The organism is Mesorhizobium sp. M0478 (genome assembly GCF_040321305.1).
Taxonomy (GTDB): Bacteria; Pseudomonadota; Alphaproteobacteria; order Rhizobiales; family Rhizobiaceae; genus Mesorhizobium.
Genome location: NZ_JAMYRH010000003.1, coordinates 343,431 through 356,084, shown reverse-complemented (window position 1 = coordinate 356,084; position 12,654 = coordinate 343,431). Strand labels below are relative to the sequence as shown.

Sequence of the window (12,654 nt, the reverse complement as noted above, 5' to 3'; positions counted from 1 at the left end):
AATATTGTCATGATTTTATTTTCCCAATTGACATGATTTGGCGCGTTCCGCATCGTTAAGGGCACAGGCTTCTCCAGCAGGGGAAATTCATTTGTCCTCACCCATCATCAAGGTCGACGCCATTTCGAAGAGCTTCGGCTCGTTCAAGGTACTGGACGGCCTGTCGATGCAGGTCATGCCCGGCGAGAAGCTGGCGCTGATCGGCCCGTCCGGCTCGGGCAAGACGACGATCCTGCGCATCCTGATGACGCTGGAGAAGATCGACGGCGGCCATATCCAGATCGATGGCGAGCAGCTCTACCACATGGAGCGCAACGGCCAGTTGCTGCCCGCCGACGAGCGGCACCTGACCAAGATGCGGCAGAAGATCGGCATGGTCTTCCAGCTGTTCAATCTGTTTCCGCACAAATGCGTCATGGATAACGTCACGCTGGCGCCGATGCTGACCAAGGGCACGCCTCGCGCCGCCGCTGAAAAGCGGGCCATGGAACTGCTCGACATGGTCGGCATGGCCGACAAGGCGAAGTCGATGCCGGCGCAGCTGTCCGGCGGCCAGAAGCAGCGCGTGGCGATTGCCCGTGCGCTGGCATTGTCGCCGAAGATCATGCTGTTCGACGAGGTGACGTCGGCCCTCGATCCGGAGCTGGTCGAGGAGGTGATGAATGTCATGCGCAAGCTCGCCGCAGAGACCGACATGACCATGCTGCTGGTCACCCACGAGATGGGCTTTGCCCACGACTTCGCCGACCGCGTGCTGTTCTTCGACCGCGGCAAGATCGTCGAAGAGGGCAAACCAGACGAGATTTTCCGCCATCCAAAGCAGGAGCGCACGCAAGGCTTCCTGAAGAAGATCATCGCGGCCGGACATCGTGTCTGACCGCTTTGCGGGGCGGAAGACCGCCCCAGACAAAACCAAGAAGACAACAAGGAGTTGGGAACAATGAAGAAACTTGGCATTCTGGCCGGCGTCGCCGGTCTCGCACTGACGGCGGTGCTCGCCGCGTCGAGCACCGGTTCGGCCGATGACAGCAAGCTCGAGCAATTGAAGGCACAGGGCTTTGCCCGCGTCGCCATCGCCAACGAGCCGCCCTATACTGCGGTCGCTGCCGACGGCAAGGTTTCGGGTGCGGCGCCCGACGTGGCGCGCGAGGTCTTCAAGCGCCTCGGTGTTGCCGACATCGTCGCTTCCATTTCGGAGTATGGCGCGATGATCCCCGGCCTGCAGGCCGGCCGCTTCGACGTCGTCACCGCCGGCCTGTTCATGAAGCCGGAGCGTTGCGCGGCGGTCGTCTATTCCGAGCCGGTGCTGTGCGACGCCGAGGCGATGCTGGTGAAGAAGGGCAATCCGAAGGGCTTCAAGAGCTACGAGGATGTCGCCAAGGACACGTCCGCCACAATCGGCGCGCCCGGCGGCGGCACCGAGGAGAAGCTGGCGCTCAACGCCGGGGTGCCGCGCGAGCGCGTCATCGTCGTGCCGGACGGCCAGAGCGGCCTGAAGATGCTGCAGGACGGTCGCATCGATGCCTATTCGCTTCCCGTCCTGTCGATCAACGACCTCGTCAAGAAAGCCAACGATCCGAACCTCGAAGTCATCGCCCCGGTGGTAGGCGCGCCGGTCTATTGCGACGGCGCCGCCTTCAAGAAAGGCGATGAGGCCCTGCGCGATGCCTTCGATGTCGAGCTCGCCAAGCTGAAGAAATCCGGCGAGTTCGCCAAGATCATCGAGCCCTACGGCTTCTCGGCCGCAGCCGCGATGTCGACCACGCGGGACAAGCTCTGCGCGGCGAAATAGGGCCGTTTGCCTTCTCCCTGTTCACCGGGAGAAGGTGGCCCAAGGGCCGGATGATGGGCGGCGCCAGGTTCTGAGAATTTAGCGCTGCCCCTCATCTGCCTGCCGGCACCTTCTCCCAGTGTACGGGGAGAAGGAGCTAGAACCCAACCGTTGGAACCCGAATGACCCAGTGGTCCGGCTACCTTGGCCTGATATTGCAGGGAGCGCTTGTCACCATCGAGCTGACGCTGATGGGGTCGGTGCTCGCCCTGATCATGGCCTTCCTCGCCGGCATGGGCCGCGTGTCGCGCTTCTTTGCTCTGCGCTGGCTGGCAACCGTCTATATAGAATTCTTCCGCGGCACCTCGATCTTCGTGCAGCTGTTCTTTGCCTATTTCGTGTTGCCGTTGATCGGCCTCGAACTGACCCCGCTGCAGGCGGGTGTGCTGGCGCTGGGCCTCAATGTCGGCGCCTATGCGGCCGAGGTGGTACGCGGCGCCATCCAGTCGGTCGGCCGCGAACAATATGAGGCCTGCATCGCGCTCAACCTCGGCCGCTGGCAAGGCATGCGCCATGTCATCCTGCCGCAGGCGCTGCTGATCATGCTGCCGACCTTCGGCAACAACGCCATCGAACTGCTCAAGGCGACCTCCGTGGTGTCGCTGATCTCGCTCGCCGATCTCACCTTTCAGGCGCAGGTCGTGCGCTCGCAGACCGGCAACACGCTGGCGCCGTTCACCACCATCCTGATCATCTATTTCGCCCTGGCGCTGATCATCTCCTGGGGCGTGCGTTCATTGGAACGCCGCATGGCGCGCGGCCTCGACGGGGTGCGCGTCTGATGGATTGGGACTGGAACTTCGTCTGGGAGATCCTGCCGACGCTGATCCAGGGCGTGAAGATCACCATCCTGGCAACGCTGCTCGGCTCCGTGCTGGCCGCTGTCGTGGGTCTGGGCATCGCGCTGGCGCGACGCTCGCCCAACAAGGTCCTGTCGCGCACCGTTGGTTGGGCGGCCGAATTCATCCGCGGCACGCCACTTCTGGTGCAACTTTATTTCATCTTCTATGTCCTGCCGGATTTCGGCATCCTGTTGCCGCCGCTGGTCGCCGGCGTCATCGGGCTCGGCCTGCACTACGGCACCTACACGGCGGAAGTCTATCGCGCCGGCATCGACAACGTGCCGCGCGGCCAGTGGGAGGCGGCCAAGGCCTGCAATCTGAGCGCCACGCAGACCTGGACCAACATCATCATTCCGCAAGCGATCCCACCGATGATCCCGGCGCTGGCCAATTATTTCATCGCGATGTTCAAGGAGACACCGCTGCTATCGGCAATCACCGTGCTGGAGCTGATGAACCAGGCAAAGAGCGTCGCCAACACCTACTATCGCTACATTGAGCCGATCACGCTGGTCGGCGCTTTCTTCCTCGTCATCAGCCTCTTCTCGGTCGTGCTGCTGCGCTGGCTGGAACATCGCTACGGCAAGATCGAAAGGTAATTCTCAAGATGAAACCGCTGCCCGAAATCAGGCTGATGCCGACAAGGCCGGCGCTCGATGCGCGCCCGCTGGAAAAGCGCGTCGGCCTGATCATCCTTGCCACCGACCACACCAGCGAACCGGATTTCCGCCGCATGGTGGCGAGCGAGCGCATCGGCGTCTATGTCGCGCGCATTCCCTACAAGAATCCGACGACGCCGGAAAACCTTCGCAAGATGCAGCCGGAGCTGGCGGCGGGCGCCGCGCTGATCCTGCCAGACGAGCCGCTCGACGCAATCTGCTACTCCTGCACCTCGGCCTCGGTAGTGATTGGCGACGCTGAAATCGAGGCCGCGATCCAGTCTGCCAAGCCGGGTGTTCCCGTGGTCACGCCGCCGATGGCCGGCGTGCGCGGGCTGCAGGCGCTGGGCGCGAAAAAGATCAGCATCCTCACCCCTTACACCGTCGAAACCTCCAGGCCGATGGCGACGTATTTCGGCGAGCGCGACTTTGAGATCGTCAGCTTCACCTGCCTCGGCTTCGAGGACGATCGCGAGATGGCGCGCATTGCGCCGGCAGCGATCGTCGACCTGGCTCGTGAGGCGACGCATGCGCAGGCCGATGCACTGTTCGTGTCCTGCACCGCATTGCGCGGAGCGCTCGCGGTTCCCGGCATTGAACAGGCGATCGACCGCCCGGTCGTCACCAGCAATCAGGCGAGCGCCTGGAATTGTTTGCGGTTGTGTGGCGACGGGACGTCGCATCCCGAATTTGGCCGTCTGATGACGCTGCCTTTGCCGCGCGGTTGACGATCATGACGACAGTCACCCTTAACGATATTCGTGCCGCCCGGGAGCGAATTGCCGGCAAAATCGAACGCACGCCGACAGGGTTATCTCACAGCCTTTCCGAACGACTGGGCATCCCCGTCCACCTCAAGCTTGAACACCGCCAGACCACCGGCAGCTTCAAGCTGCGCGGCGCCTCGAATGCCATTGCTTCGCTGAGCGCCGAGGAGAAGGCGCGCGGCGTGGTCGCGGCGTCGACCGGCAATCATGGCCGTGCGTTGGCCCATGCCGCGAAGCTGGAAGGCATGCGCGCGGTGATCTGCATGTCGCGACTGGTGCCGGGCAACAAGCTCGACGAAATCCGTCGGCTTGGCGCGGATGTCCGCATCATCGGCAACAGTCAGGACGAGGCGCAGCAGGAGGTCGAACGGCTGGTGGCGCAGGAGGGACTGGTGATGCTGCCGCCCTTCGACCACCCGGCCATCATCGCCGGGCAAGGCACGCTCGGACTGGAGATGATCGAGCAGGTCCCGGACGCCGCTCTCGTCCTGGTGCAACTCTCAGGTGGTGGACTCGCCTCGGGCATCGCCGCCGCCGTCAAGGGCGTCAGCCCCGGGACAAAAATCATCGGCGTTTCGATGGCGCGTGGTGCTGCGATGAAGGCGAGCCTAGATGCCGGTCGCCCGGTCGAGGTGGAAGAACTGCCGACGCTGGCGGATTCACTCGGCGGCGGCATCGGTCTCGACAACCGGCTGACCTTCGCCATGTGCCGCGATCTGCTCGATGACGTCATCCTGCTCAGCGAGGACGAGATCGCCGCCGGCATCCGCCATGCCTATGAACAGGAGCGCGAGATCGTCGAAGGCGCCGGCGCGGTCGGCATCGCCGCGCTGCTTGCCGGGAAGGTCAAGGCGACCGGGCCGGTGGTCGTTCTTCTCTCGGGCCGCAATATCGACATGAACACGCATCGCAAGATCGTCTGCGGTGACGCAATCGCGGAGCGCGCGGCATGAAAACTCTCCCACGCCGAATTCCCGCCCACCCCCCTCTGTCCTGCCGGACATCTCCCCCGCAAGGGGGGAGATCGGCAGCTTCGATGCGGTCGCTATTCTTGCTGCGCTGGAGATTGGCGAAGGCAGGAGTGCAGTCCAATCTCCCCCCTTGCGGGGGAGATGGCCGGCAGGCCAGAGGGGGGTGTGACGGAACACTATCCTTCGTGGTGCGCGCTAGTACGGAGCGCGACACATGAGTCCGATGACCATCCTCACCGAGAAGGAACTGCGCACAATCGTGCCGCTCGATCTCGACGCGGTCGCCTGCGTCGAAAACGCTTTCCGCGCGCTCGCCACATTGCCGGTGGCGATGCCGCCGATCCTGCGGTTGGACATTCACGAGCAGCGCGGCGAGGTCGATGTGAAGTCGGCCTATGTGCCTGGAATAGACGGTTTCGCCGTTAAGATAAGCTCCGGCTTCTTCGACAATCCGAAGCTCGGTCTGCCCAGCGGGGGCGGCATGATGGTGTTGCTCTCGGCAAGAACCGGTGTGGTCGACGCGCTGCTGCTGGACAATGGCTATCTCACAGATGTCCGCACCGCTGCTGCCGGCGCCGTCGCGGCGAAGCATCTGTCGCGGCCGGATTCGTCCGTCGCCGCAATCTTCGGCGCCGGCGTGCAAGCCGGGCTGCAACTCGAAGCGCTCATGTTGGTGCGGACGATCGCCGAGGCACGTATCTGGGCGCGCGATGCGGTCAAGGCGGAGGCGGCCGCAGGCGCGCTGCGCGAAAAACTTGGCGTCCTCGTGCGCGCCGAGCCGGATGCAGCCAAAGCAACCATCGGCGCCGACATCATCGTCACCACCACGCCGTCGACCGAGCCGCTGATCAAGGCCGGCTTTGTCGTTGCCGGGCAGCACATCACCGCCATGGGCTCGGATGCCGAACACAAGAACGAGATCGCGCCGGCGATCCTGCGCATGGCCGATCTCTATGTCGCCGACAGCGCCAAGCAGACACGGCGTCTGGGAGAACTGCATCACGCCATCGCATCGGGCGTGATGGGAGCCGATGCCGAGGTCACCGAACTCGGCCAGATCATCGCCGGCGAACGGCACGGAAGGCGCTCACCCAGCGATATCACCATTGCCGACCTCACCGGCACCGGCGTGCAGGATACGGCGATCGCCATGCTCGCTCACGACCGGGCGCGGGCGGCCAATGCCGGAACCATTTTTGAAAGCTGATGCTGGTCGCAAGGCCCAACAAACGAGGACCAAGAACAATGCAACCGAACCTGAAATTCTCGCGCGCCGAATTTGCGGATCGCCTCGCCAAGACGCGCAAAGCCATGGAGGTGAAGGGCGTCGATCTCCTGGTTGTCAGCGACCCATCCAACATGGCCTGGCTGACCGGCTATGATGGCTGGTCGTTCTATGTGCATCAGGCGGTGATCGTGCCACCATCGGGCGAGCCGGTCTGGTACGGCCGCGGCCAGGATGCCAATGGCGCCAAGCGCACCGCCTATCTCGCGCATGACAACATCGTCGGCTATGCCGACCACTACGTGCAGTCGACCGAGCGCCACCCGATGGATTTTTTGGCCAGAGTGCTCAGTGATCGCGGCTGGGGCAAGCTGACCATCGGGGTCGAGATGGACAATTACTGGTTCTCGGCTGCCGCCTTCGCCGCGTTGCAGAAGCACCTGCCCAACGCCCGCTTCGTCGACGCGACAGCGCTGGTCAACTGGCAGCGCGCCGTGAAAAGTTCAACCGAGATCGACTATATGCGCAAGGCGGCTAGGATCGTCGAAGCCATGCACCAGCGCATCGTCGACAAGATCGAAGTAGGCATGCGCAAATGCGATCTGGTCGCCGAGATCTACGATGCCGGCACGCGCGGTGTCGATGGCGTCGGCGGCGACTATCCGGCGATCGTGCCGCTGCTGCCGTCGGGCGCCGACGCCTCGGCGCCGCATCTCACCTGGGACGACCAGCCGATGAAGTCGGGCGAGGGCACCTTCTTCGAGATCGCCGGCTGCTACAACCGCTACCATTGCCCGCTGTCGCGCACCGTCTTTCTCGGCAAGCCGACACAGGAATTCCTCGATGCCGAGAAGGCGACACTGGAAGGCATGGAGGCGGGGCTGGCGGCGGCAAAGCCCGGCAATGCCTGTGAGGACATCGCCAACGCCTTTTTCGCCGTGTTGAAGAAATATGGCATCGTCAAGGACAACCGCACCGGCTATTCCATCGGTCTCTCCTATCCGCCGGATTGGGGCGAACGCACCATTAGCCTGCGCCCCGGCGACCGCACCGAACTCAAGCCCGGCATGACCTTCCATTTCATGACCGGCCTGTGGCTGGAGACGATGGGACTGGAAATCACCGAATCCATCCTGATCACCGAAACCGGTGTAGAGTGCCTCGCCAATGTACCGCGCAAACTGGTGGTGAAGAATTGAGCCCGATGCCTAGCCTCCGCCCATCTCCGATCGCGCCGACCGTCGATTTCGACAAGGACGGCGTGCAACATGGTTTCCTGCGCCTGCCCTACAGCCGCGACGACTCGGCGTGGGGCTCGGTGATGATCCCGATCTGCGTCATCCGCAACGGCAAGGGGCCGACTGCCCTGCTCACCGGCGGCAACCATGGCGACGAGTATGAGGGGCCGCTGGCGCTCTACGATCTCGCCCGCACGCTCAATCCCAAACAGGTCAGCGGCACGGTGATCATCGTGCCGGCGATGAACTATCCGGCCTTCCGCGCCGGCACCCGGACATCGCCGATCGACAAGGGCAACATGAACCGCAGCTTTCCCGGCCGTCCCGACGGCACGGTGACCGAGAAGATCGCCGACTACTTTCAACGCGAACTGCTGCGTCGCGCCGACCTCGTCTTCGATTTCCACTCCGGCGGCAGGACGCTGGATTTCGTGCCCTTCTGTGCCGCCCACACGGTGCCCGACAAGGCGCTGGAGCAGAAAGCCTTCGACGCGGTCGCCGCGTTCTCGGCCCCGTTCTCGATGCGCATGATCGAGATTGACTCCGTCGGCATGTATGACACGGCGGCCGAGGAAATGGGCAAGGTCTTCGTCAGCACCGAGCTTGGCGGGGGCGGCACCTCGCGTGCCCAGACCGTGCGGATCGCGCGGCGCGGCATCAGCAATGTGCTGCGCCATGCCGGCATTGTTGATGGTGCGGTCGAGAAGGGCAGAACTCAGTGGCTCGACATGCCGTCAGGCGATTGTTTCTCCTTCGCCGAGGAGGACGGCATGATCGAAACCATGGTCGATCTCGGCGAGCCTGTGAAAGAAGGCTCGGTGCTGGCGCGCATCCATTCCACCGGCCGCACCGGCATCGCTCCGCAGGAAATCCGGGCAAAAATGTCCGGCATTCTGGCGGCGCGGCATTTCCCCGGCCTGGTCAAAGCCGGTGACTGCGCCGCCGTCCTGGCCGTTGTGGTTTCATCGTGATTCGCAGAGTACGCCGCGCGAATATCAGTCGGTCTGGATCCAGACCGACTTGGTCTCCAGATACTCGTGCAGATGCTCGATGCCGCCCTCGCGGCCATAACCCGACATCTTCGTGCCGCCGAACGGCACCGCCGGGTCGATGGCATGGTACATGTTGACCCAGACCGAGCCGGCCTTGACGCGGCGCGCAAGCTTGTGCGCGGTGCCCAGATGTGTCGTGAAGATGCCGGCGGCCAGGCCATAGGGCGTCGCATTGGCACGCGCCACCGCTTCGTCGAGCGTGTCGAAGGGCATCGCCGAAATGACCGGGCCGAAAATCTCCTCGCGCGCGATGGTCATCTGGTCCGACACGGCGCCGAAGACCGTCGGCGCAATGAAGTTGCCGCCATCGTAGAGCTCGCCGGTCAGCCGCGAGCCGCCGGCGACCAGTTCGGCGCCTTCGTCGCTGCCGGCCCTGATATAGCCCTCCACCTTGGCTGCCTGCCTGGCATTGATGAGCGGTCCGATTTCCGTCTCTGCCTCGATGCCATGGCCGATCCGCAGTCTGCCGGCGAAATCGGCGAGCCGGCGGACGAACTCGTCATGGATTTCGCGCGCCACGAACAGCCGCGAGCCGGCAATGCAGATCTGGCCCGAATGCACGAACACCGCCATCGCCGCGATCGGAACAGCCTTGTCGATGTCGGCGTCGCGGCAGACGATGATCGGCGACTTGCCGCCGAGTTCCAGCGAAACGCGCTTGAGGTTGGCCACGGCTGCCCGCGCGATGGCCTGGCCGGTCAGCGTCGATCCGGTGAAAACGATCTTGTTGACGTCTGGATGTTCGGCGAGCCGCGCACCGGCTTCGGCCCCGGTGCCGGTGACGACGTTGACGACGCCGTCGGGCACGCCGGCTTCCTGCATCAGTTGCGCGATCAGCAGCGGCGTCAGCGACGCATCCTCGGACGGTTTCAGCACGATGGTGCAGCCTGTCGCCAGCGCCGGCGCGATCTTCCAGATCGAGGCGGCGGTCGGCGCGTTCCAGGGAATGATCGCACCAACGACGCCCACCGGCTCGCGCCGGGTGAAGGTGACGATCTCGCCGGGAATCGAATTGTCGATCGTCTCGCCATGCAGCGCCGTCGCCATGCCGGCATAGAAGCGCAGCATGCCGATGACGCGGCGCCGGTTGGCGAGCGTGCGCGTGATCGGCAGCCCCATATCCAGCGTGTCGGAAACGCTGAGCTCTTCCCAATGCGTCTCGAAGAGATCGGCGATCCTGAGCAGCACGCACTGCCGCTCGTAGGGCGAGAATTTGGACCATGGGCCTTCGAAGGCCGCGCGCGCGGCGGCCACCGCCGAGTCGATATCGGCAGCCCCGCCGCGCGGCACTGTCGCCAGCACCTCGCCTGTTGCCGGATTGAGTGCCTGCATGCCGTGGCCGGACTGCGCCGCGACCCACTTGCCGCCAATGAACATCGGTCGGAATTCGCCATGGTAAAGCGCCGTGGCCTTCGCCTTCGGGTCGAAGTTCAGCGTCATCTCTTCCTCCTCGCAATTCCGTGGCGACTATTACTCCCGCCGCCGACCTCAAACAAGGAAAGCTAAAGGGCGCTCAGATAACCAGGTTGTGCGGGTGACTTCCGATCACGCGAGCAACAAGAAACAGACAGCCGCTAGAGCATGATCCCGAAAAGTGGGAACCGGCTTTCGGAAAAGATCGTGCTTCGACAAACGGCATCTAGAAAAATCATCCGGCATCTAGAAAAATCATCGCGAGTTGTCGGAGCGCGTCGCTGAAAGCTCAACGAGGCAAGCCGATCATTGCCCACGGCGACCGCGATGCCGGCATTGCAGACGAGAGCGCAACAGGTAGTCGCCCGCCGCCACCCAGCGCTCACCCGCGGCCGGATCGATCGTTGGCCGTTCCAGCCGGCTTCACCGTGACAGAGGTTTCGCGCGCCGCTTCGCTGCAATCGCTGTTGGATGACTGCTCGCGGAAGCAAGATCGGTCAGCGGCCTCGCGACTTGCAAACATTGGCAGTTGAGCCGCAACCGACGGTGCCTGCATCGATCGAGCACGCCGGTCCGTCACTCCGGAAGTCCGGCCTTTCGGAAGCCATCGACGAAATGGTCGAGCGTGGCAGTGTCGCGGAACGGCTCCGTCTCGACCCAGTGGCGGGTGGTGAAATGTGGGTTCGCGACAAGGAACAGGTCGACCTCGGCGCGCGCCTCGTCGATCCGGCCGAGTTGCGCAAGGCTTGCCGCAAGGAAACGGCGCGAGCTTGTCCGATACGTCTCGTCCCGGCGCGTCGTCTCGACGGCGGCTTCATAGTCGCGCGCCGCATATTGCGCCTGGCCGAGCGTCAGATAGTACCAGCTTGCCGGAAACGGGTTCAACCGGAACGCCTTGCCGATATAGTCGAGGCCGTCCTCGACGCGCCCGGCCAGGACCGCGATGTCGGACAATGTCGCCCAGGCATCGGCCTCGTTCGGGTCGAGCTCGAACGCCTTGGCAAATCCCACATCCGCTTCGTCGAATCTGCGCTCATAGGCAAGCAGGTTGGCAAGCACCCAGTGGCAGCCGGCATCGTTGGGATCGATCGCCACAGCCTTGCGCGCCAGTTCCAGGGCAAGGCCGCGGGCAGGCTCAATGGGCTCTCCCCAATGCACCCATCCCATCCAGTGGTTCATGGCAAGCCAGCGATAGGCTTCGGCATAGTCCGGATCGAGCGCAAGCGCGCGCGTCAGCAACAGATGCGCTTCGCGCGCCGTCTCCGGCGAGACGTCGATCAGGTTGCGGGCTCGCACGCACAGATCGTAGGCCTCGAGATTTCGGGGCCGGTTGCGCGGCAGCGGCGCGCGCAGCCGGCCAAGCAGCGCCTCGACGATCTTGGCCGTCACCTCGTCCTGAACGGCAAAAATATCTTCCAGGCCGCGATCGAAGCGGTCTGCCCACAAATGCTCGCCGCTCAGCGCGTCGACCAGCTGGGCGTTGATGCGCACGCGCCCGGCGGCGCGTCTGGCGCTGCCCTCCAAGAGATAGCGCACGCCAAGTTCCCTGGCGACCTCGCGCACATCCACCGCCTTGCCCTTGTAGGCAAAGGTCGAGTTGCGCGCGATGACGAACAGGCCGCCAATCCTCGACAGGTCGGTGATCAGGTCTTCGGTCAACCCGTCGGCGAAGGCTTCCTGCTCGGGGTCGTTGCTGAAATTGGCAAAGGGCAGCACGGCTATCGACGGTTTGGCGGGCAGCGGCAAAGCCTGTCGCTTCTCGTCGCCGAGCTGTTCGATGGCGCCGGCGAAGCGATAGCCGACGCGCGGAACGGTCGATATCCATTCTCCGCCGTTCGTGGCCGGACCCAGCAGCTTGCGCAGTTGCGCAATCTGGACGGTGAGGTTGCCTTCCTCAACGGCGGTGCCTGGCCATGCCGCATCCATCAACTCGGCCTTGGCCACGATCTCGCCGGGCCGGGCGACGAGCGCCGCCAGCAGCTGCAGTCCGCGGTGGCCGGCGGCGACGGGAACTTGGTCCCGAAGGAGCGTTCCCGCACCCGGATCAAGCACGAACGGACCAAAGGCAAAGCGCGATCCCTGCATAACGCGCATCTATAGAGCAATTCCAGGAAAGGTGTGAAGGCGGTTTTCCCACGGGAAAGCGCGGAGCGCTTCACGGACGTATGGCGTCAAAACAAAGAGTTGAGCACCTCGTCGTTTCCATGAAACGGCGAGGTGCTCTAACTGCTTTGGAACTTTTGAGAACTATTTGGCTGCGCTTAATTACGGCGTCGTCCGCATGCGGCAGAATTCAACCTCTTTCAAGCCGAGGGCTGTCGCTCCTCAAACCGAATGGAGGTTGCCATGAACGATACCCTTGCTTCTGCTCGTGCAGCCTTGCCGGAAAAGGCGGTGTCATCGGGCCGGCGTCCGACGGGCCCGCGGGGCATGATCGCGGCCTGGCGCGAGCGGATACGCTTTCGCTGGGACCTCAAGCAGATGGCGGAGGCCAATCCGCATCTGATCGACGATATCGGTCTGACCAGACGCCAGGTCGAGGCCGAAATCGTCAAACGCTTCTGGCAAGTGTGAGCTGATGTCGCGGATAAGACCCGCCCGCCTGTTTGGGCGTACCGCGGCGTTTTGCCGGCATTTGCACTTGCCGGAACGTGCC

The 12,654-nt window shown here is 63.8% G+C and carries 12 protein-coding genes; 10 read left to right on the top strand and 2 right to left on the bottom strand.

Going from position 1 to position 12,654, the window contains the following annotated elements; all coding sequences use genetic code 11:
* Positions 1 to 91: 91 nt before the first annotated feature.
* The 9 genes from ehuA (at position 92) to doeB (ending at position 8,504) form a co-directional block, all read left to right on the top strand.
* On the top strand, positions 92 to 877 hold the full coding sequence (ehuA, locus tag NKI64_RS09570) for an ectoine/hydroxyectoine ABC transporter ATP-binding protein EhuA (protein WP_023682675.1): 786 nt from the start codon (positions 92 to 94) through the stop codon (positions 875 to 877).
* A 63-nt stretch (positions 878 to 940) separates the two neighbouring features.
* On the top strand, positions 941 to 1,792 hold the full coding sequence (ehuB, locus tag NKI64_RS09565) for an ectoine/hydroxyectoine ABC transporter substrate-binding protein EhuB (protein ID WP_023682674.1): 852 nt from the start codon (positions 941 to 943) through the stop codon (positions 1,790 to 1,792).
* A gap of 161 nt (positions 1,793 to 1,953) precedes the next feature.
* Positions 1,954 to 2,613 carry an ectoine/hydroxyectoine ABC transporter permease subunit EhuC gene (gene ehuC / locus NKI64_RS09560; protein ID WP_023682673.1) on the top strand — a complete coding sequence of 220 codons (660 nt, stop codon included), beginning with the start codon at positions 1,954 to 1,956 and terminating at the stop codon, positions 2,611 to 2,613.
* A complete protein-coding gene (gene ehuD, locus NKI64_RS09555; protein ID WP_352498036.1) occupies positions 2,613 to 3,272 on the top strand; it encodes an ectoine/hydroxyectoine ABC transporter permease subunit EhuD in 660 nt (219 codons plus the stop codon). Before ehuC ends, ehuD begins: the two co-directional genes overlap by 1 nt.
* 8 nt (positions 3,273 to 3,280) lie before the next feature.
* Positions 3,281 to 4,060, top strand: a complete 780-nt coding sequence (gene eutA / locus NKI64_RS09550; RefSeq protein WP_352667739.1) for an ectoine utilization protein EutA — start codon at positions 3,281 to 3,283, stop codon at positions 4,058 to 4,060.
* A 5-nt stretch (positions 4,061 to 4,065) separates the two neighbouring features.
* A complete protein-coding gene (eutB, locus tag NKI64_RS09545; protein ID WP_023732232.1) occupies positions 4,066 to 5,052 on the top strand; it encodes a hydroxyectoine utilization dehydratase EutB in 987 nt (328 codons plus the stop codon).
* A 232-nt stretch (positions 5,053 to 5,284) separates the two neighbouring features.
* Positions 5,285 to 6,277 (top strand): cyclodeaminase, encoded by a 993-nt coding sequence (locus tag NKI64_RS09540; RefSeq protein WP_352667736.1) that lies wholly within the window; start codon positions 5,285 to 5,287, stop codon positions 6,275 to 6,277.
* Between the two features lie 38 nt (positions 6,278 to 6,315).
* A complete protein-coding gene (doeA, locus tag NKI64_RS09535) occupies positions 6,316 to 7,494 on the top strand; it encodes an ectoine hydrolase DoeA (protein WP_023732230.1) in 1,179 nt (392 codons plus the stop codon).
* Positions 7,495 to 7,499: 5 nt separating this feature from the next.
* Positions 7,500 to 8,504, top strand: a complete 1,005-nt coding sequence (gene doeB, locus NKI64_RS09530) for a N(2)-acetyl-L-2,4-diaminobutanoate deacetylase DoeB (RefSeq protein WP_023732229.1) — start codon at positions 7,500 to 7,502, stop codon at positions 8,502 to 8,504.
* 24 nt (positions 8,505 to 8,528) lie between these two features.
* Here the strand turns inward: doeB and NKI64_RS09525 are convergent, their stop codons facing one another.
* Entirely contained in the window at positions 8,529 to 10,025 is a 1,497-nt protein-coding gene (locus NKI64_RS09525; RefSeq protein WP_023732228.1) for an aldehyde dehydrogenase family protein, read from the bottom strand.
* Positions 10,026 to 10,574: 549 nt separating this feature from the next.
* Entirely contained in the window at positions 10,575 to 12,092 is a 1,518-nt protein-coding gene (locus NKI64_RS09520; protein WP_352562475.1) for a winged helix-turn-helix domain-containing tetratricopeptide repeat protein, read from the bottom strand.
* A 252-nt stretch (positions 12,093 to 12,344) separates the two neighbouring features.
* On the opposite strand from NKI64_RS09520, the gene NKI64_RS09515 reads away from it, so the two are divergent.
* Positions 12,345 to 12,572, top strand: a complete 228-nt coding sequence (locus NKI64_RS09515; RefSeq protein WP_023692229.1) for a DUF1127 domain-containing protein — start codon at positions 12,345 to 12,347, stop codon at positions 12,570 to 12,572.
* Positions 12,573 to 12,654 lie beyond the last annotated feature (82 nt).

What these genes read in the sequence shown, in the direction of transcription:
- doeB (WP_023732229.1), top strand. Translation starts at nt 7,500, where the DNA reads ATGCCTAGCCTCCGCCCATCTCCGATCGCGCCGACCGTCGATTTCGAC.
- NKI64_RS09515 (WP_023692229.1), top strand. Translation starts at nt 12,345, where the DNA reads ATGAACGATACCCTTGCTTCTGCTCGTGCAGCCTTGCCGGAAAAGGCG.
- NKI64_RS09540 (WP_352667736.1), top strand. Translation starts at nt 5,285, where the DNA reads ATGAGTCCGATGACCATCCTCACCGAGAAGGAACTGCGCACAATCGTG.
- doeA (WP_023732230.1), top strand. Translation starts at nt 6,316, where the DNA reads ATGCAACCGAACCTGAAATTCTCGCGCGCCGAATTTGCGGATCGCCTC.
- NKI64_RS09520 (WP_352562475.1), bottom strand. Translation starts at nt 12,092, where the DNA reads ATGCGCGTTATGCAGGGATCGCGCTTTGCCTTTGGTCCGTTCGTGCTT.
- eutA (WP_352667739.1), top strand. Translation starts at nt 3,281, where the DNA reads ATGAAACCGCTGCCCGAAATCAGGCTGATGCCGACAAGGCCGGCGCTC.
- ehuB (WP_023682674.1), top strand. Translation starts at nt 941, where the DNA reads ATGAAGAAACTTGGCATTCTGGCCGGCGTCGCCGGTCTCGCACTGACG.
- ehuC (WP_023682673.1), top strand. Translation starts at nt 1,954, where the DNA reads ATGACCCAGTGGTCCGGCTACCTTGGCCTGATATTGCAGGGAGCGCTT.
- eutB (WP_023732232.1), top strand. Translation starts at nt 4,066, where the DNA reads ATGACGACAGTCACCCTTAACGATATTCGTGCCGCCCGGGAGCGAATT.
- ehuD (WP_352498036.1), top strand. Translation starts at nt 2,613, where the DNA reads ATGGATTGGGACTGGAACTTCGTCTGGGAGATCCTGCCGACGCTGATC.
- NKI64_RS09525 (WP_023732228.1), bottom strand. Translation starts at nt 10,025, where the DNA reads ATGACGCTGAACTTCGACCCGAAGGCGAAGGCCACGGCGCTTTACCAT.